Origin of the sequence: Arthrobacter sp. zg-Y877 (assembly GCF_030373105.1) — a bacterium.
Classification (GTDB): domain Bacteria; phylum Actinomycetota; class Actinomycetes; order Actinomycetales; family Micrococcaceae; genus Arthrobacter_B.
The window spans coordinates 145557-163174 of the sequence record NZ_JAUCPU010000003.1 but is presented as its reverse complement, the minus strand read 5'-3'; the positions used below and the strand labels follow the sequence as shown (position 1 = coordinate 163174).

Sequence of the window (17618 nt, the reverse complement as noted above, 5' to 3'; positions counted from 1 at the left end):
CCTGTGAGCCAGGCAGAGGCTGAAACCCGGCACGAGGACCTTGAATGCGAGGTCCTGGTGATCGGAGGCGGAATCGCCGGACTGTCCCTGGCCGGCGAACTGGCCTCACGGCTGGGCGCCTCGCAGGGGGCATCGGGAAACGAGGCCGCCCGCGTGGTCCTCGTGGAAGCTGAACCGACACTGGGCTACCACACGTCCTCCCGCTCGGCCCGGCAGCTGATTCCCAGCTACGGCCCTCCGGCCATCCAGGACCTGACCCTGCGGACGCTGGCCTTGATCCGGGCGGCGGAGGCGCGCCTGCCGGAACCTATCCTGGCGCCGCGGCGCTTCCTGCTGATCGGAGACGAAGAAACCGTGCGGGACCGGGCAAGCGCCCATATGCATCCGGTCATGCAGGCTGAAGCCCTCGGACTGGCGCCGGAACTGAGGCCGGAGGCCTTCACCGCCGCAGGCTTAGACACAACCTCGGTGGCCTGCAACACGGACGCGCTGCTGGAGTATCACCGGGCACGTCTGGCGGCCGCCGGCGGACGGGTCCTGACCGGCCGGCGGGTGGAGTCGGCCCGGCGGACGGGGGAGGGGGATGCGCAGCGGTGGGAAGTCAGGTCTGCGGGGACACGGTTCCAGGCCCGGGTGGTAGTCAACGCCGCCGGTGCCTGGGCGGACACCATTGCGGGAATCTTCGGGGCGGAACCACTGGCGCTCACGCCCTACCGGCGCACCGCCGCCGTCGTCGATGTTGAACGGCCGCTGGAAGCCGGGGCACCCATGGTGGCCGACGCTGCCGACCGGTTCTACTACCGGCCCGAGGGTGGGCAGGTACTGATCTCTCCCGCCGAAAGGGAGCCGAGCGTGGCGGAGGATGCCAGGCACCGGGACACGGAGGTGCAGGCACTGGTGGATCTGATCAACAGCGTCACAACCATGGGCATTACCGGGGTCTCGCGCGCGTGGACCGGACTGCGGACCGAGGCGCCGGACGGGCTGCCCGTGGTGGGGTGGGACCCGACCGTTCCAGGGTTTTTCTGGCTGGCGGGTCAGGGCGGTTACGGGTTCCAGACATCGTCCGCGATTGCAGAGCTGGCGGCGGGGATCCTGTGCGGTGAATCCGTCGGAAACGGCCCCGCCGAAGCACTGAGTCCCGCCCGTTCCAGAGTGTGACCAAAGTCTCATCCTTTGGCGCGTAACGAATCAGCCAACGTGCGCGGGAATGGTCATTAGGCTCCCGAGACATGCCTAGAGTTAGTACCAAGCCCGTCCGCGAATGCTTCAATGCCTCGCAAAAAAGTCAGTGCCCGAAAGGTTAGTCTCAGTGCCAGATTTCTTGCCGCCGAAAGTTGTTGGCGTGCAGCAGCGTCCGCTTTATATCCGGGTACGTTCGATCCTGACAATTCTTAGTACCCTGTGGCTGGTTTTCGCTGTTATCGGCATCGGGTTCTTTTCGGGAGGGACCACGTCCCTCGCATTTTCGCTGATTCTTCTTTACGGCACAGGCGCGGCCCTGTTGATCGTCATTTCGGCTCTTTACCGGGTCCTCACCCGTGCCGCCGTCCAGCGCGCGGAAGCTGTTCCCGAAGACAATGCCGCCGCTGTGTTCGTTGACACGACCCGGTCGGCAACCGAAGAGATCATGGCGGCCCTGCGCCCGGCAGTTCCCCATGGCCGGCCCGCCGTATCCGTGCGGATGCCCCAATCCGTGGACGCCGTGGACGTCGCTGCCGCCCTGGCGGCACGAACCGCCGTCATGACCTCCGCGGCTGCCGCGGACAAGGCCGCAGCCGCCGCCGCGGCGATGGTGGCCGGCGGGAAACCGGCAACGAGCAAGTCAGTTGTGAACAAGTCTGCCGTGAACAAATCGGCCACCAAGAAGAAAGCCACACCGAAGCAGCCTTCCCAGCCGAAGAAAACCCAGGCGGGTAAGTCCCGCCCCGCCAACAACGCGGGATCGCGCGGCACGGGTGGCCAGGCCGGCACGGCGCCGAAAAAGGGTACCGGCGGCAAGAAGCCCGGTTCGGCGGGCAAAGGCTCATCCGCGGGCAAGGGCTCAAAGAACGGGACAGCCAGTGGGACGAAGGGGCCTTCCGGGGCAGGCCGGTTGTCCATGACAGTAGCCGGCATCCGCACCGCCCAGCAGGACCTGCTGCCGCGGCTGGCCGGAGCTCCGTCCTGCCGCTTTCCCGGCGGCCCCGCAGGCTTGGGACCTGCAGGTCCGCACCAGCTCGTGGCCGCCTGAAGGCGAAATACTCAGGTAGCTATCAGGTTGCCTTCAGCGCCCACCCAGACGAGACGTTTATTGTCGTTAGTACCTCATAAGGGTGCGAGTGATGAATGGACCGAGTAGTGACCGGTCCGGACGCCGGCAGACTAGGTTGTTTCCCCCAACCAGCCCAAGTCTGCCGGCGTTTTCCCTTTTAACCGGCCGATGGGGCCCGGCCCGGTTTGGGGCAACCCAGCCAGACACAGTCATTCGGCGCGGAAATCCTCAAATTCCCCGGCAGCCGGGGAAAAGGATTCCTCGACGTTGGCCACGACTCCCGGTGCCTTCGGTCCGCGCAGAAATTCCAGCAGTCCGTCGAGCGCCGGCCCCCTGCCCTCGGCCACCACATGGACCGATCCGTCGGCTGCATTGGAGACGACGCCGGTCAGGCCCAGCTGTACCGCCTGGCGAAGCGTGCGGTACCGGAACCCCACACCCTGGACCTCTCCGGTGACCCGGGCGGTCAGTCGGCGGGCGGTTCCTTCCGGATGCTCTTCCTCGTTCATCCGCATAGCCTAGCGCGGAGAAACACGTGGGCGGCCGGTAGCCCGGGAATCTCCGCACCCTTGTTCTCCGCAATGCGTCCGGGTTGGGTTGTTGGATGGGAAAACTCATTTATTCGCTCTCCTCCACCTTGGACGGCTACAACTCAGACGCCCGGGGAGACTATTCCTGGGCCTTTCCCGGGGAAGCAGTGGTTGCGGCCATCACCGAAGACATGGCCAATGTGACCACACATCTGTACGGACGGCGCATGTACGAAACGATGGCCATCTGGGAGACCGATCCGTCCGCTGCGGAGGAGTCACCGGTATCGGCGGATTTCGCTGAATTCTGGAAACGGTCGCGGAAAGTTGTCTTTTCGAGGACCTTGGAAAATGTCTGGACGGAACGGACCCGCCTGGAGAGGGAATTCACCCCTGAAGCAGTGGAGCGGGCGAAAGCCGAAACACCCGGAGACCTCATCATTGAAGGCCCCACCCTGGCCGGGACCGCCCTCCTGATGGGACTGGTCGACATAGTGGAACTGATGATCTGGCCCGTCACGGTGGGAGGCGGCACCCGGGTCTTTCCCGACGGGCTGAGGGCAGGTTTCCGGCTGGTCCGCGAACGGCGCTTCGAGGAGAACGGTATGGTCCAGGTCCGGTACGAACCCCGGTGACCCTGCCGTGCCGGCCGGGTGGCATCCGGCACAATGGTGTCCATGCGTGCTGCCTTCCCCTCCGCCCCCGCCGGATCCCTGGATCCGGATGCACGGCGGATGCTGGTCTTCGAAATCCTGATTGTGCTGGGACTTTCGCTCGGCAGGTCCGGGGTTTACGCCGTCGTCGAGCTCATCGAGAAAGCCACCCAGGCACCGCTGGGCGACCAGACCACCACACTGAATCCGGTCCTCGACGAGCGGCCCTACTTCGACCTGGTGTACCAGCTGCTGGGCATCTTCTTTTCGCTGCTGCCGGTGGCGCTGGTCCTGTTCCTGCTGACCGAACCCGGAAAATCCGCATTCCGCCGCCTCGGCTTTACGTTCGCCCGGCCGCTCCGCGACTTCGGGCTTGGCGTCGGGCTGGCGGCCGTGATCGGCGTCGGAACCCTCGGAGTGTATGCGGCCGGCCGGGCGCTGGGAATCACCACCGCCATCATCCCGGCCGCGCTGGACACCTACTGGTGGACGCTGCCCGTGCTGATCCTCTCCGCCATGCGGCATGCCGTGCTGGAGGAAGTGATTGTGGTGGGGTACCTGTTCCTGCGGCTGCGGCAGCTGGGCTGGGGGACGCCGGCGATTATCCTCACCAGCGCCCTGATCCGGGCCAGCTACCACCTGTACCAGGGGATCGGTCCGGGCATCGGCAACTTCCTGATGGGTCTGCTCTTCGGGTACGCCTACTACAAGACCCGCCGCGTGATGCCGCTGGTGATTGCGCACGCGCTGGTGGACATTGCCGGGTTTGTCGGGTTTGCCCTGTTCGGATCGGCTATCGGGATCGGCGACTGAACGTCACATAGGCTGGTCCGGTGACACTGATGACCCCGTGGGGCGAAGCATTGAACCCCGAATCCGTCCTGCCCGAATACCCCCGGCCGCAACTCGCCCGGGACAGTTACCTGAACCTCAACGGCTACTGGCAGTACGCGTTCACTTCCGCCGGACAGGCGCAGGCACCGGACGACGGCGAGTGGGACGGCGAGATCCTGGTGCCGTTCTCACCCGAGGCCCCGCTGTCCGGAGTTCGCCGGCACCTGCAGCCGCAGCAGCTGCTCTGGTACCGGCGGACCCTGACCTTGCCGGAGGGCTTTGCAGGCGAACGGGTCCTGCTGCACTTCGGAGCCGTGGACTCCAGCTGCTGGGTCACCGTCAACGGCGTCCCGGTGGGCAGGCACGACGGCGGCTACCTGCCGTTCTCCCTCGACATCACGGACGCACTGGCCGCCGGTCCCGGTTCCCCCGGGGCCGAGCACGAAATCGTGGTCCGGGTGCGGGACCTGAGCAACACCGGATCCGCCAGCCGGGGCAAGCAGACGCTGGACCGCGGCGGCATTTGGTACACCGCGCAGTCCGGGATCTGGCAGACGGTCTGGCTGGAAGCCGTACCCCGGGTAAGCATCACCCGTCTGGCGCTTGTGCCGGATCTGGGCTCCGTGACCGCCACGGTCCTGGTGGATGACGTCCGCCCAGCCCCGGACAGCACTGGCCTGCGGGCGGAAGTCACCGTATCCGCGCACGGGCAAACGGTGGCGGACGCCGTCGTCGTTCCCGGTGTCCCGGTGCGTCTTCCTGTGCCCGACCCGCACCTCTGGTCCCCGGAGGATCCGTTCCTCTACGACATCACTGTGCGCCTGCTCGCCGACGGGATCGAGACCGATCGGGTCCGCAGCTACACAGGCCTGCGGACGGTGGGGATGGGGCGCGACGGCGCCGGGCACCTGCGTTTGCTGCTGAACGGGCAGCCGTATTTCCACGCAGGTTTGCTGGATCAGGGGTACTGGCCGGACGGGCTCTACACGGCGCCGTCGGACGATGCCCTTGCCTCGGATATCCGTGCCGCGAAGGACCTGGGGTTCACGATGCTGCGCAAGCACATCAAGATCGAACCCCTGCGCTGGTACTACCACGCGGACCGGCTGGGCATTCTGGTCTGGCAGGACCTGGTCAACGGCGGCAGCACCTACCGGCACTCCGTGGTCACTCCTCCCGCCCAGGAGGCAGCGCACCTGCGCGATGATGACTATCCAACTTTCGGGCGGTCCGACCTGCAGGGCCGGGAACAGTTCCTGGCCGAACTGCGCGGCACGGTGGAGACGCTTGGCAACAGTCCGTCGATCGCCGTGTGGGTGCCGTTCAACGAGGGGTGGGGCCAATTCGACGCCAATGCCGTCACCGACCTGCTGCGCGGCCTGGACCCGACGCGGACCATCGACCATGCCAGCGGCTGGCATGACCAGGGCGGGGGAGACCTCAAGAGCGTGCACGTGTACTTTGCGCCGTTCCGGCTGCGGAAGGGCTGGCTCGCCGGTGACCGCGCCGTCGTCCTGTCCGAGTACGGCGGATACAGCCTGCGCATCCCCGGCCACACCTTCAACGACAAGGAATTCGGCTACCGGCGGTTCCGGTCCCGGAGTGCCCTGGCCCGGGCCTACGAGCGGCTGCACCGGCGGCAGATCGAACCGGCCGTTGCGGGCGGGCTGGCTGCAACGGTTTACACCCAGCTCACCGACGTCGAGGACGAGGTGAACGGCCTGCTCACCTATGACCGCCGGGTGGTGAAGATTGATGCGGCGCTGGTGCGCCGGATCAATGCCCGGCTCATCCGGGCTGCGCGGCGCTGAGGGTTTTGCTGCCATTTTGCCTGCGGTTTGTGGAAATCGTACGGTTTGGGAAACAGCTGCCACGCCGCAGCGCAGGGATTTCCCAAACCGGCAGCAGAATCCCGAAGTGGTAGAGAAATCACCCGTGGCGGCGGCTTCGGAGCAGCCCGGCACCGAGCATTTTCCTTGTCAGACTCTCCGGATGTTCACCCGGCCTGCCGATGTCGTTCCAGGACCAGCGGACCACGACCGTACCGGTGGCCCGGATGGCGTCTTCCCGGCGTTTTTCCTGCGTAAGCGTCTCCCACGAAGGTTTAATCGTGGACACGTTTGCGCCGTATTTCACGGCACCGTCGAATTCACCCACAAGGTCGTGTTCCGCCCAGTAAAAATCCGTGCGGAAACGCCCCGCAGGTGTCCTGAATTCATGTTGCAGCTCGGGAGCTGGAAACCCCAGCCGGTGCAGGACGGCACGGGAATATGACTCACCGGCCGACTCAGAACGTGCATCTGCAAAGTCGACAACCCGTCGGGCCCGCAGCCGTTTGGCCTGGTCGGGCAGGTTCCCGGCTAGTTCCCTCAGGTTTTCTTTCTTCAGCCCGGGAAGGCCGCGGAGGGGGTCCGGGTTCATCACACGGTCCATGGCCGGAACTGCGCGCTCAAAGTCCAAATAGGCAGCCATGTCCAGGACCGTCTGGGCCCTGGAAGTTAGTGTCAACCCGTCCACGACCTCCAAGGGTTCCAACAGCCGGCGCGCGCTCCAGCGGAGGTCTCCCCGGCGTCGGCCGTGGGAGGCAGCGGATGCCAGCAGCAACACTTCGGAACCTGTGCCGATCACCGGCAGTCCCCAAATGGTGGCTGCTGATTGTTGAATGAGCACACGTTGTCCCGGCACCTGCTCCGCGGTGGCCCGCACCCGGACCAGATTCTGTTCCCAACGAGGTAGCTGCCGCCACACGTCCGAGCGGACGTAGATCCCGCTGCGCAGGCGGATCAGCTCGCCCGCCCGGCACCGCAGCGCCAGGGAACGCCGTCCGGAACCGTACAACTCCGCGTCGGACGCGAAAAGCAGTTCAGGTTTCATTCGCTCAGGCTGGAGAACCCGAGGTCGGACCGGGAGGGTGGACTACCTTCATGTGGAAAACCTGACCGGTTCCGGAGAAATCGACCGGTTTGGGAAACTGCTGCCACGCCGCAGCGCAGGGATTTCCCAAAACGGCAGCAGGAAACGAAACCGGCAGCAGAACCCAGAACTAGATCTCGACGGGACCGTTCGCGGTGTCGAAGGTGACCGACATGATGCCCGGCGTACCGGCAGGGGCAATCCAGGTGACGTCCACGTTCTCCAGCGGCTTCTCCACCGGATGGCCGAGCCAGTCTGTGACGCGTGCAGCGGATCCGGCGATGGTCAGCGACTTCAGCTTCACCGAGCCGGGCATGCCGGGGATCGCGTTGGAGGGGTGCAGTTCCTCGGTGTTGTCATCCCAGCGCAGCAGGTAGGGCACCTGCGGGTCAGCGATGAGACCGTTGATGCCGATCTGCCGCCAGGTGAGCTCCTGGCCATCGGGGAACTTGCGGTTGCCCGGCACGGAGGACCGGCCCAGGCGTTCCTCGAAGGGGGAGAGATCGTCCACGGCAACACACCAGCCCATCCAGCCGCCACCGCATTCGGAGCGCTGGCGCACGGCCTGCCCGAAGGGAGCCTTGTCCGACGCCGGGTGGTTCAGTACCTCCACCACCTCGACGTACTGGTTGTTGGCCAGGGGCAGGATCATATTGCGGGTACCGAACCGGGGGTGGACGCCACCCTTCACGAAGTCGGCACCGAGAGCAGCGGCAATCCTCTCTGTGGTGGCCAGAAGACCGTCGGATTCACAGGCATAAGAAACATGGTCCAAGCGCATGCGGCCCATTGTGGCACGTTGTGATACCCGTCTCGACCAAGGGATGCCTAAGTGCGGATTTTTTCCCTCTCCCGCGCCAAACCACCACCGTAGCGACGGGTTTTTCATGGTCCGTCACAGAGCTTGCAGAACGCCGCTAGATCGGTTTCCATTGGTGCAGGTCATGAGTGCCAGCAGATAGCCCCGGCTTGCTGGCCGGCAACCCTCCAACCGCGGTGGGGTGCCCCGGGTGAAGACCTGGCCGTACGCCAAACGGGCGTCCGGCAAGCGCGGGTCCCACGACCCCACCGGATATCCGGCGTACCCGGATGCACCCCGGCGGCGTTGTGCGGCCCCTGGTTTGAGGGAGCATCATGAGTGCAGATTGGTCATTTGAAACCCGCCAGATCCACGTAGGCCAGGAGCCCGACGCCGTCACCGGCGCACGTGCCCTGCCCATCTACCAGACAACGTCCTTCGTTTTCCCCAGTGCCGAAGCCGCAGCCAACCGGTTTGCGCTGGCCGAACTGGAACCCATTTACACCCGGATCGGAAACCCCACCCAGGAAGCGGTGGAAAACCGGATCGCGTCGCTGGAGGGCGGCGTCGGCGCCCTGCTGCTGGCTTCCGGACAGGCGGCGGAAACCTTCGCGCTGCTGAACGTGGCGCAGGCGGGCGACCATGTGGTCGCCAGCCCCAGCCTCTACGGCGGCACCTACAACCTGCTGAAGCACACCCTGAAGCGGTTCGGTATTGAAACCACCTTCGTGCAGGACCCGGACAACCTGGACCAGTGGCGCGACGCCGTCCGGCCCAACACCAAGGCGTTCTTCGGCGAGGTGGTTTCCAACCCCCGGCAGGATGTCCTGGACCTGGAAGGCATCAGTGCCGTGGCCCATGACGCGGGCATTCCGCTGATCGTGGACAACACGCTGTCCACGCCGTACCTGATCCGCCCGATCGAGTGGGGCGCCGACATTGTGGTCCACTCGGCCACCAAGTACCTCGGCGGACACGGAACCGCCATTGCCGGCGTGATCGTGGATTCGGGCAACTTCGATTTCGCTGCCGATCCGGAGAAGTTCCCCGGCTTCAACACGCCCGATGAAAGCTACAACGGGCTCGTCTACGCCCGGGACCTGGGCGTCAACGGAGCGCTGGGGGCGAACCTCGCGTTCATCCTCAAGGCACGCGTCCAGCTGCTGCGCGACCTCGGATCCGCGGTGTCGCCCTTCAACGCCTTCCTGATCGCGCAGGGCCTGGAAACCCTGAGCCTGCGGATCGAACGGCACGTATCCAACGCCGTCGCCGTAGCGAACTGGCTGGAACAGCACGACGACGTCGTGTCCGTGGCGTACGCGGGCCTGGAGTCCAGTCCGTGGTTTGACCGCGGCCGCACCTACGGTCCGCGCGGTACCGGCGCCATTGTCTCCTTCGAAATCGAGGGCGGCATAGACGCCGGCAAACGCTTCGTCGACGGACTGGAACTGCACTCGCACGTGGCCAATGTGGGCGACGTGCGCTCCCTGGTGATCCACCCGGCATCCACCACGCACAGCCAGCTCGGAGCTGAAGCGCAGCTGGCGGCCGGTGTCAGTCCGGGGCTGGTCCGCCTCTCCGTGGGCGTCGAACATATCGACGACATCCTCGCGGACCTCGACGCCGGGTTCCGGGCTGCCAAGGGAGCGTAGGCTCCGTGACCCGGAACCCGGCACCCCAGGGCAAGTCCCTGCAGGTGCCACCGCTGCAGCACCCCACCGCTAAGGACGGGGTGCTGCAGTATGCCTCCATAGGGGGACTGGAGCTGGAAACCGGCGGGTACCTGCCCGACGTCGTCCTCGCCTACGAGACGTGGGGCCAGCTGAACCCGGAGGCGGGCAATGCGGTCCTGGTTCCGCATGCCCTGACCGGAAGCAGCCATGTGGCGCGGGGGAGCAGCGGCGAGCCGGGCTGGTGGGAGGAGCTCGTGGGCCCGGGGCGGACCGTGGACACCAACCGGTACTTCGTGGTCTCGGTCAACATGCTCGGGGGGTGCTACGGATCCACCGGTCCGGCATCACCGGACCCGGACGGACTGCCCTGGGGGTCGAGGTTTCCGTTCGTCACCATCCGCGACTCGGTCCGGGCGGAGGCGCGGCTGGCGGACCGGCTCGGCATTGCCCGCTGGCATGCGGTGCTGGGTGGTTCCCTCGGGGGAGCGCGTGCCCTGGAATGGGCGGTGACCGAGCCGGACCGGGTGCTGCACTGCGGGGTGATCGCGGCGACGGCGGCCAGCACGGCGGAGCAGATCGCCTTCGCCCAGGCGCAGCTGACCGCGATCCGCCTCGATCCCGATTTCAACGGGGGCGACTACTACAACGGTTCCCCGCCGCTGGCCGGACTCGGGCTGGCCCGGAGGATCGCGCACATCACCTACCGGTCCGAACCGGAGCTGGAATACCGGTTCGGCCGTTCTCCGCAGGGGGCCGAGGACCCGTTCGGAGCGGCAGTCCCAGCGGGGAGGGGCCGGTATTCCGTGGAGAGCTACCTGGACCACCAGGCCCGGAAGCTGGCCGGCCGGTTCGACGCGAACAGCTATCTGGTGCTCACCGAGGCCCTGGTCAGCCACGACGTCGCCCGGGGCAGGGGATCCCTCCGCGCCGCGCTCGCAGGCACAACCGCGGCTTTCTTTATTGCAGCGGTGGAATCGGACCGGTTGTACTTTCCCCAGCAGTCGGCGGACCTGGCCGCAGCCCTTCCACGGGGGACCTCCGTCCACCTCATCCGGGCACCCATCGGGCACGACGGTTTCCTGACCAGCGTCCAGGAGATTTCCGGTGCCCTGAAGCGGGAGGTGTTCGGGCAGGCGGGCTAGGCGTGGGACAGGAAAGCTAGGCTTCGGTGGCCGCCATCAGCCAGAATGCTGCTCCGGTGGGGTCGGCGAGCTGCACCAGCCGCCCATAGTCGGAATCTTCGGGCAGGCGGAGCACCGATCCGCCCAGTTGTTCCGCCTGCTCCGCAGCGGCGCCAATGTCCGCATGGCCGAAGTAAATCTCCCAGTGGGAAGGGATGCCCCCGGGCAGTTCAGCGGCGGCGTCCATGACTCCGGCAACCGGGCGGTCCTCGCTCTGCAGGGTGGTGTACCTGAAATCCTCCGTGTCGGAGAGAACTTCCGTTTCCCAGCCGAACACGGTCCGGTAAAAGTCCAGGGCAGCCGCATAGTCGTTGGTCATCAGTTCGTACCAGACAGGGGCACTGGGTTCGTCAATACGGGCGAACCCGCGGTGGGTCTCCGGCTGCCAGACGCCGACGGTTCCGCCGGTCGGATCGCCCAACACCGCCACGCTGCCCTGGTCCACGGCCATGCCGGGGCCGAGCAGAACCTGCCCTCCGGCGGCGGTGGCCGAATCGGCAGTTGCACGGGCATCGTCGGACGAGAGGTACACGGTCCAGAAATCGGGAAAGCCCGTCTCCTGGGAGTTCTGCATCAGGCCGGCCACCACGGATCCGTTCCGCAGGAAATGGAAGTAATGTCCGTACTCCCGGCCCAGATCCACGGCATCCCAGCCCAGCAACCCCGCATAGAATTCCCGTGCCCGGCCGGGGTCCGAAGAAGAAAGGTCCGCCCAGCAAGGGGCGCCGGCAGGGAAATGGTCGGGTGCAGCGGGCATGGCGGTCATCACCTCTTCAAAGGGAGATACCGGCAGTTATACCAATCCCTATCCGCGGACAACAGGGATTTCCCCTTGCCCGCAGCAGCAATTCATGGGAGAACATTCCCCATGGCAGATCGGATCTCTCTTTCCGGCCGGGCGCAGTGCACCCCGGAGGTTCTATGGCACGTGCTCGTCGATAACCGGGCGGCCTGGTGGCCGGACATGGACTTCGCTCCGCACCCGGGTGCACCTCTGAAGGAACGGTGGAGTGAGGACGGCGTGGAGCACACCGCCACCGGTACGGTACTGGCCGTCGCCCCGGGTCGGCTGCTTTCCTTCCGCTGGACCGCACCCGAATGGGGTGCTCACACGGTAGTCAGTTTCGAACTGACCGATGAGGTCGATGCCACGGGGGTAGCGGTGACCGAGAGCGGCTTTGCGGGGCTCGACGCCGGAGTGGGCGCCGAACTCTCCGCAGCCCACCGGGAAGGGTGGGCCTTCCACCTGGCGAACCTCATTGAGCAGGCCGAAAAAACCGACCAGGCACAGCATTCGGGCGGTTCCTGACAAACAGCCCTAGTCCGCAGACCCCTGCGGCATGCGCTGCCCGAACATCGGACCGGCTTCGGGACGCTTCGCGGAAATCCCGTCACCCGAGGACTGGTGGCGCACCCGGCGGACGACCCAGGGGAAGAGGAATTCCCGTGCCCAGACCAGGTCCTCGGAGCGGGCCGTGCGCCAGTTCTTGGCCGGCAGCGGCTTGGTCTCCAGGGGCTGCAGGGAGTGCGGTACATGCAGGGTATCCAGCACCATGGCAGCGATGGTGTGATGTCCCAGCGGTGAGAAGTGCAGCCGGTCCGGTGCCCACATCTGCGGATCACCCAGTTCACGCAGCGCCCACATATCGGCGACGATGGCCTTATGCCGCTTGGCGACGGTCCGGAGGTTTTCGTTGTAAATGGCGGCCCGCCCGCGGACGGAACCCAGTACGGGAGTGTTGCCCAGATCCGGACCGGTGAACAGCACCACCCCGGCACCGGAGGCCCGGAGCCGGGCAACCGCACCGTCCATACGTTCGGCGAGCCGGTCCGGATCTCCACCGGGACGGATCACGTCATTGCCGCCGGCGCAGATGGTGACCAGATCGGGCTGAAGGGCAAGGGCCGGTTCCAGCTGCTCATCAATAATCTGGTCCAGCAGCCTGCCCCGGACAGCGAGGTTGGCGTAGGCGAAATCCGGGTGTTCGGAGGCGAGTTCCTCTGCGACGCGGTCCGCCCAGCCGCGGTTCCCGCCCGGGCTGTCCGGGTTGGGATCCCCGATCCCTTCGGTAAAGGAATCACCCATCGCCACGAACCGCGTCCAGAGGTGCAGGGGAGGCTGTTCCGGCTGGGTTTCGGTGGGAAGGGCGGCAGCAGGCGGAGTACTCACCGCTCAATACTGACAAACGGCCCTTCGGCTACGCGACCGTAGGTTTTAAACAGGTTGCAAATATCGGCATGCCAGAATAAAAGCATGACGAAATCCGCGTGGAATCCTGTTGTCCTCTGGTCAAAACCCGAAGCCGAACGGGCAGGTACCCCGCTGCTGGTGCTGTTCCATGGCTACCTGGCCAACGAAGAGGACCTGATGGGGCTGGCCGATTATCTGCCGGCGGAGTTCACCATCGCCTCCGTCCGGGCACCGCAGGCACAGGGGCCCGGGTACACCTGGTTCCCGCTGATGAGCGAGGCCGACTACTCAGTCGACGCGGTGGTGGAGTCCGTGGCGGATGTCGCGGCGTGGCTGGACACCGTTCGGGACGGCCACACCAGCGTGAGCCTGCTGGGCTTCTCCATGGGAATGGCGGTGGCTACCACGCTGCTGCGCCACCGCCCCCGGGACTTCGCCGCCGTCGTCGGGCTTTCCGGGTTTGTTGTCCCGTCGCAGGACAATCCGTTCTTTCACGACGACGACCTGCAGCCTGGCGGCGTGCCGTTCTTCTGGGGCCGCGACCAGGCAGACCCGGTCATCGACGCACCGCGGATCGAATACACGCACGCGTGGCTCAATGCCCGCACCGCGCTGACCAAAATCCTCTACTCGAACATGGGCCACGGCATCAACATGCAGGAACTGGGCCATGTGAAGGAGTTCCTGGTGCACACGGTGCTGCGCGCCGGCAACCGGGTGGGTTAGCCCTCGCGGGTAATCCGCAGCGTCTCACCGTTGACGGACACCACATCACCGGCATGCAGCTGGCGGCCGCGGCGCTCTTCGATGTCGCCGTTCACCTTCACCATGCCGTCTTCGATCAGCTGTTTGGCCTCGATGCCGTCTTCGGCCAGATTGGCAAGCTTGAGCAGCTGGCCCAGGCGGATCATTTCGTCACGAATGGGCAGGTCTTGGGGATTGGGGGAACTCATGCCTCCATTCTGCCCGATTTTGCCGCCCCGGCCTTCCCGAAGACGGCCGGCGTGAGCGGTAGGGTGGTCGGGTGCCACATGCTGTGCGGATGTCCCCGCTGATCGGTCTGCCCCTGTCCCTTCTGGCCGGAGTTGCCATTCCGTCCCAGGCCCGCGTCAACGGCGCCCTGGGGGAGCGGCTCGACGACGGCCTGGCCGCCGCGCTGGTCAGCTTTGTAGTCGGACTGGTGGTTATGGTCATCATCAGCCTGGCCCTGCCCCGCGGCCGCGCCGGAGCCGGACAGTTGATTCCCTCGCTGCGGGAACGCCGGTTCCCCCGGTACTACGTCCTGGCCGGCATGATCGGCGGATACTTCGTCCTCTCGCAGACCCTCACCGTCGCCGTGCTGGGTGTAGCGGTGTTCACCGTGGCTGCCGTCGCCGGGCAAACCCTCACCGGACTGGTGGTTGACCGGCTCGGCATCGGACCGGCCGGCAAGAAGGCGCTGACAATGATGCGCGTGGTGGGAGCGGTGCTGACCATCGCTGCGGTGGCGTGGGCAGTCAGCCCGAAGCTGAGCGGAGGGTCGGAGCCATCCGAATGGCTCCTGCCGGTGCTGCTGCCCCTGACGGCCGGCATGCTGATGAGCTTCCAGCAGGCCATGAACGGTACTACCGGCATGCATTACGGCACCCCCATCACGGCCACGCTCGTGAACTTCATCGCCGGCACCGTCCTGCTGGCCGTGATGTGGGGGATCAAGGTCGCCGTGTCGGGAGCCGGCAATCCGCTCCCCGGGGAATGGTGGCTCTACCTGGGCGGCCCGCTGGGCTGCATCTTCATCGGCGTCGGCGCCCTGTTGGTCCGCAGCCTGGGTGTGCTGCTCACCAGCCTCGGCCTCATCGGCGGGCAGCTGATCGGCTCGCTCCTGCTGGATATTGTCTTCCCCGCACCGGGCAGCGTGGTGGTGGCGGCCACTGTGCTCGGGACCCTGCTGACGCTGCTCGCCATCGTGCTGGCCACGCTGCCGTGGAACATGCCCGGCGGCGGGCCGTTCCGCCGTCGTCGTACCGGGACAACGGGGGCCGGGAACGTGCCGTCCCGGAACCGGAACGCCGCGCCCAAGCCGCCCCGGTAGGTCCGCGGGCGCTGTCGCCTTAAGCTGGTAGTTGTAGCTTTGCCCGGCGGCGAACTTCCGTGCACCCTTTTGGTGGTGGCGCGGATGCCAAAGGGACCAGAAGAGGACCGCACCCAGCGGCCCTCTAGACACGAAAAGAACGGCGGTACCATTCCATGGCTTCGACCAAATCCAAGCTGGATCCCATCATCTCCCTCGCCAAGCGCAGGGGGTTTGTCTTCCAGTCGGGTGAGATTTACGGCGGGTCCCGGTCCGCATGGGATTACGGCCCCCTGGGTGTCGAATTCAAGGAAAACATCAAGAAGCAGTGGTGGCAGCACATGGTCCGCGGCCGCGACGACGTCGTCGGGCTGGATTCCGCAGTCATCCTTCCCCGCCCGGTCTGGGAAGCTTCCGGACACGTGGAGGTCTTCTCCGATCCGCTGGTCGAGTGCCTCAGCTGCCACAAGCGCTACCGTGCCGACCACCTCGAAGAGGCCTACGAGGAAAAGAAGGGCCACGCCCCCGAAAACGGCCTGGCCGACATTGCCTGCGCCAACTGCGGCACCAAGGGACAGTGGACCGAGCCGCAGGAATTCTCCGGCCTGCTCAAGACCTTCCTCGGCCCGGTGGCCAATGAAGAAGGCATGCACTACCTGCGCCCGGAGACGGCCCAGGGCATCTTCGTAAACTTCAACAACGTGCTGACCACGTCGCGCAAGAAGCCGCCGTTCGGCATCGGCCAGATCGGCAAGAGCTTCCGCAACGAAATCACGCCGGGCAACTTCATCTTCCGCACCCGCGAGTTCGAGCAGATGGAAATGGAATTCTTCGTCGAGCCGGGCACGGACGAGGAATGGCACAAGTACTGGATCGAAAACCGCTTCAACTGGTACACCGGCCTGGGCATCAACCCGGACAACCTGCGCCTCTTCGAGCACCCGCAGGAAAAGCTGAGCCACTACTCCAAGGGCACCACCGACGTCGAATACCGCTTCGGTTTCCAGGGCTCCGAATGGGGCGAGCTCGAAGGCATTGCCAACCGCACCGACTTCGACCTCGGAACGCACTCCAAGCACTCCGGCACCGACCTGAGCTACTTCAACCAGGCCACCAACGAGCGGTTCACCCCGTACGTGATTGAGCCCGCCGCAGGCCTGACCCGTTCCTTCATGGCGTTCCTGGTGGACTCCTACACCGAGGACGAGGCACCCAACGCGAAGGGCGGCGTCGACAAGCGCACCGTCCTGAAGCTGGATCCGCGCCTGGCACCGGTCAAGGCCGCCGTGCTGCCGCTGAGCCGCAACGAGGACCTCTCGCCCAAGGCCAAGGACCTCGCCGCACAGCTGCGCCGGAACTGGAACATCGACTTCGACGACGCCGGCGCCATCGGCCGCCGCTACCGCCGCCAGGACGAGATCGGCACCCCGTTCTGCATCACCGTGGACTTCGACACACTCGAAGACCACGCAGTCACCGTGCGTGAACGCGACACGATGGCGCAGGAGCGGGTGAGCCTGGACAAGGTTGAGGGTTACCTCGCCGAACGCCTGATCGGCGCGTAATGGCTATCTCGTTCCGCGAATGGCGTGAAGATGACGACCTCAAACTCAACCAACTCTGGGGCGACCCGGAAAGCGCGCAGGCCGGGCAGTTCCGTGCCGTGCTGCGGCCCTCGTCCAACGAGCCGTGGAGCCGCTGCATCGTGGCCGAAGACGACGGTATCCCGGTAGCCGCCGGCGTCGTCTACGAAACGAGCCTGCATCCGGACCGGCTGTGGGCCTATGTGGAGGTTGCCCGGGAAAACCGGCGCACCGGACTGGGCAGCACCCTGCTCGACATGCTGCGCAAGGAAGCCGAGTCCGCGCCGTCGGGCGTGCGGAAGCTGCGCGCGAAGGTGGAGCCGGGCACCCCTGCCGCCGCGTTCGCCGAGGCCGCGGGATTGACTCTGATCCAGCGTTCCTGCGTGGTTTTGGTGGAGCCGGGCCGGTTGAAGCTGCCCGTGTTCACCGATGACGGGCCCCAGCTGGATGAGGCAGCCACCGGTTCGGTGGAGCTCACCCAGGCCGTGGTCCAGTTCTACAACGCGGTACACGGCTGGGACCGCGCCGACATGAACCTCGGCCGCGCCCAGCAGATGCTGCTCAACGATGCCACCGGTGCCTCCGGCGCCGTGGTGCTGCGTGACAAGCCGAAGAAGGACGGCGGCAAGATCGCCGCCTTCGCCGTGAGCTACACGCAGGAACGCACGGATGAGCCCGCCGACGTCCTGGTCGGGTACGACACCACCCTGGACCTCGACGAGGCACAGGCCGCGGTCGAGTCCTTGGTGGCCATGCTGGCGTACCAGTACCCGGTGCAGCTGGAAGTGGATGAATCCATGACCGCCGTGGTGCGGGCACTGGAACCGCTGATCAAGGCCGGCGTCGCCCGGCAGATCGGCAGCGAAACGCTGATCCTCAGCGACTAGCACGCAGCACCACAGGAGGCGGTTCCGGCATTATGCCGGGACCGCCTCCTGCGCGTTGGGCACATCACCT

18 protein-coding genes and 1 riboswitch are annotated in these 17618 nt (G+C 66.0%); of the genes, 12 read left to right on the top strand and 6 right to left on the bottom strand.

The features are described from left to right. Positions 1–3 precede the first annotated feature (3 nt). Positions 4–1161 (top strand): NAD(P)/FAD-dependent oxidoreductase, encoded by a 1158-nt coding sequence (locus QNO03_RS08255; protein ID WP_289602926.1) that lies wholly within the window; start codon positions 4–6, stop codon positions 1159–1161. A gap of 184 nt (positions 1162–1345) precedes the next feature. Beyond that, entirely contained in the window at positions 1346–2233 is an 888-nt protein-coding gene (locus tag QNO03_RS08250; protein ID WP_289602925.1) for a hypothetical protein, read from the top strand. Between the two features lie 230 nt (positions 2234–2463). On the opposite strand, the gene QNO03_RS08245 is transcribed toward QNO03_RS08250, so the two are convergent. After that, complete coding sequence (locus QNO03_RS08245) at positions 2464–2763, bottom strand: acylphosphatase (RefSeq protein ID WP_229949921.1); 300 nt, start codon at positions 2761–2763, stop codon at positions 2464–2466. Between the two features lie 95 nt (positions 2764–2858). Here QNO03_RS08245 and QNO03_RS08240 point away from each other — a divergent pair, with 95 nt between their 5' ends. The 3 genes from QNO03_RS08240 to QNO03_RS08230 are packed head-to-tail and all read left to right on the top strand — an operon-like array spanning position 2859 to position 6082. Beyond that, positions 2859–3419, top strand: coding sequence for a dihydrofolate reductase family protein (locus QNO03_RS08240; RefSeq protein WP_289602924.1), 561 nt, complete (start codon positions 2859–2861; stop codon positions 3417–3419). A gap of 42 nt (positions 3420–3461) precedes the next feature. Next, positions 3462–4250, top strand: a complete 789-nt coding sequence (locus QNO03_RS08235; RefSeq protein ID WP_289602923.1) for a CPBP family intramembrane glutamic endopeptidase — start codon at positions 3462–3464, stop codon at positions 4248–4250. Between the two features lie 29 nt (positions 4251–4279). Next, positions 4280–6082 carry a glycoside hydrolase family 2 protein gene (locus QNO03_RS08230; RefSeq protein WP_289603257.1) on the top strand — a complete coding sequence of 601 codons (1803 nt, stop codon included), beginning with the start codon at positions 4280–4282 and terminating at the stop codon, positions 6080–6082. Positions 6083–6200: 118 nt separating this feature from the next. On the opposite strand, the gene QNO03_RS08225 is transcribed toward QNO03_RS08230, so the two are convergent. Both QNO03_RS08225 and QNO03_RS08220 read right to left on the bottom strand, forming a co-directional pair. After that, the gene (locus QNO03_RS08225; RefSeq protein WP_289602922.1) at positions 6201–7145 is read right to left on the bottom strand and encodes a hypothetical protein; all 945 of its coding nucleotides are present in this window, start codon (positions 7143–7145) and stop codon (positions 6201–6203) included. Positions 7146–7314: 169 nt separating this feature from the next. After that, complete coding sequence (locus tag QNO03_RS08220; protein ID WP_229949929.1) at positions 7315–7965, bottom strand: VOC family protein; 651 nt, start codon at positions 7963–7965, stop codon at positions 7315–7317. 159 nt (positions 7966–8124) lie between these two features. Further along, positions 8125–8241: riboswitch (SAM riboswitch) on the top strand. Between the two features lie 77 nt (positions 8242–8318). On the opposite strand from QNO03_RS08220, the gene QNO03_RS08215 reads away from it, so the two are divergent. Both QNO03_RS08215 and metX read left to right on the top strand, forming a co-directional pair. Next, positions 8319–9635, top strand: coding sequence for a bifunctional o-acetylhomoserine/o-acetylserine sulfhydrylase (locus QNO03_RS08215; protein ID WP_289602921.1), 1317 nt, complete (start codon positions 8319–8321; stop codon positions 9633–9635). Positions 9636–9673: 38 nt separating this feature from the next. Beyond that, complete coding sequence (metX, locus tag QNO03_RS08210) at positions 9674–10798, top strand: homoserine O-acetyltransferase MetX (RefSeq protein ID WP_289603256.1); 1125 nt, start codon at positions 9674–9676, stop codon at positions 10796–10798. 16 nt (positions 10799–10814) lie between these two features. On the opposite strand, the gene QNO03_RS08205 is transcribed toward metX, so the two are convergent. Further along, positions 10815–11594 (bottom strand): VOC family protein, encoded by a 780-nt coding sequence (locus QNO03_RS08205; RefSeq protein WP_289602920.1) that lies wholly within the window; start codon positions 11592–11594, stop codon positions 10815–10817. Between the two features lie 111 nt (positions 11595–11705). Between QNO03_RS08205 and QNO03_RS08200 the strand changes: the two genes are divergently transcribed. Next, a complete protein-coding gene (locus QNO03_RS08200; protein WP_229949936.1) occupies positions 11706–12146 on the top strand; it encodes an SRPBCC domain-containing protein in 441 nt (146 codons plus the stop codon). Between the two features lie 9 nt (positions 12147–12155). On the opposite strand, the gene QNO03_RS08195 is transcribed toward QNO03_RS08200, so the two are convergent. Next, on the bottom strand, positions 12156–13007 hold the full coding sequence (locus QNO03_RS08195) for an SGNH/GDSL hydrolase family protein (RefSeq protein WP_502874566.1): 852 nt from the start codon (positions 13005–13007) through the stop codon (positions 12156–12158). An 84-nt stretch (positions 13008–13091) separates the two neighbouring features. Between QNO03_RS08195 and QNO03_RS08190 the strand changes: the two genes are divergently transcribed. Beyond that, on the top strand, positions 13092–13754 hold the full coding sequence (locus QNO03_RS08190) for an alpha/beta hydrolase (RefSeq protein WP_289602919.1): 663 nt from the start codon (positions 13092–13094) through the stop codon (positions 13752–13754). Here the strand turns inward: QNO03_RS08190 and QNO03_RS08185 are convergent. After that, on the bottom strand, positions 13751–13981 hold the full coding sequence (locus QNO03_RS08185; protein WP_229949942.1) for an RNA-binding S4 domain-containing protein: 231 nt from the start codon (positions 13979–13981) through the stop codon (positions 13751–13753). The genes QNO03_RS08190 and QNO03_RS08185 overlap by 4 nt on opposite strands. A 71-nt stretch (positions 13982–14052) precedes the next feature. On the opposite strand from QNO03_RS08185, the gene QNO03_RS08180 reads away from it, so the two are divergent. The 3 genes from QNO03_RS08180 to QNO03_RS08170 all read left to right on the top strand — a co-directional run bounded on the left by QNO03_RS08180 (position 14053) and on the right by QNO03_RS08170 (position 17548). Next, the gene (locus tag QNO03_RS08180; protein ID WP_502874565.1) at positions 14053–15099 is read left to right on the top strand and encodes a DMT family transporter; all 1047 of its coding nucleotides are present in this window, start codon (positions 14053–14055) and stop codon (positions 15097–15099) included. A 155-nt stretch (positions 15100–15254) separates the two neighbouring features. Further along, positions 15255–16643, top strand: coding sequence for a glycine--tRNA ligase (locus tag QNO03_RS08175; RefSeq protein WP_229949946.1), 1389 nt, complete (start codon positions 15255–15257; stop codon positions 16641–16643). Continuing rightward, the gene (locus QNO03_RS08170; protein ID WP_229949948.1) at positions 16643–17548 is read left to right on the top strand and encodes a GNAT family N-acetyltransferase; all 906 of its coding nucleotides are present in this window, start codon (positions 16643–16645) and stop codon (positions 17546–17548) included. Before QNO03_RS08175 ends, QNO03_RS08170 begins: the two co-directional genes overlap by 1 nt. The last annotated feature ends 70 nt before the right edge of the window (positions 17549–17618 follow it).

Excerpts from the sequence above, each read along its gene's own strand:
- QNO03_RS08245 (WP_229949921.1), bottom strand. The coding sequence starts at position 2,763 with ATGAACGAGGAAGAGCATCCGGAAGGAACCGCCCGCCGACTGACCGCC.
- QNO03_RS08240 (WP_289602924.1), top strand. The coding sequence starts at position 2,859 with ATGGGAAAACTCATTTATTCGCTCTCCTCCACCTTGGACGGCTACAAC.
- QNO03_RS08235 (WP_289602923.1), top strand. The coding sequence starts at position 3,462 with ATGCGTGCTGCCTTCCCCTCCGCCCCCGCCGGATCCCTGGATCCGGAT.
- QNO03_RS08230 (WP_289603257.1), top strand. The coding sequence starts at position 4,280 with ATGACCCCGTGGGGCGAAGCATTGAACCCCGAATCCGTCCTGCCCGAA.
- QNO03_RS08225 (WP_289602922.1), bottom strand. The coding sequence starts at position 7,145 with ATGAAACCTGAACTGCTTTTCGCGTCCGACGCGGAGTTGTACGGTTCC.
- QNO03_RS08220 (WP_229949929.1), bottom strand. The coding sequence starts at position 7,965 with ATGCGCTTGGACCATGTTTCTTATGCCTGTGAATCCGACGGTCTTCTG.
- QNO03_RS08215 (WP_289602921.1), top strand. The coding sequence starts at position 8,319 with ATGAGTGCAGATTGGTCATTTGAAACCCGCCAGATCCACGTAGGCCAG.
- QNO03_RS08205 (WP_289602920.1), bottom strand. The coding sequence starts at position 11,594 with ATGCCCGCTGCACCCGACCATTTCCCTGCCGGCGCCCCTTGCTGGGCG.
- QNO03_RS08200 (WP_229949936.1), top strand. The coding sequence starts at position 11,706 with ATGGCAGATCGGATCTCTCTTTCCGGCCGGGCGCAGTGCACCCCGGAG.
- QNO03_RS08190 (WP_289602919.1), top strand. The coding sequence starts at position 13,092 with ATGACGAAATCCGCGTGGAATCCTGTTGTCCTCTGGTCAAAACCCGAA.
- QNO03_RS08185 (WP_229949942.1), bottom strand. The coding sequence starts at position 13,981 with ATGAGTTCCCCCAATCCCCAAGACCTGCCCATTCGTGACGAAATGATC.
- QNO03_RS08175 (WP_229949946.1), top strand. The coding sequence starts at position 15,255 with ATGGCTTCGACCAAATCCAAGCTGGATCCCATCATCTCCCTCGCCAAG.
- QNO03_RS08170 (WP_229949948.1), top strand. The coding sequence starts at position 16,643 with ATGGCTATCTCGTTCCGCGAATGGCGTGAAGATGACGACCTCAAACTC.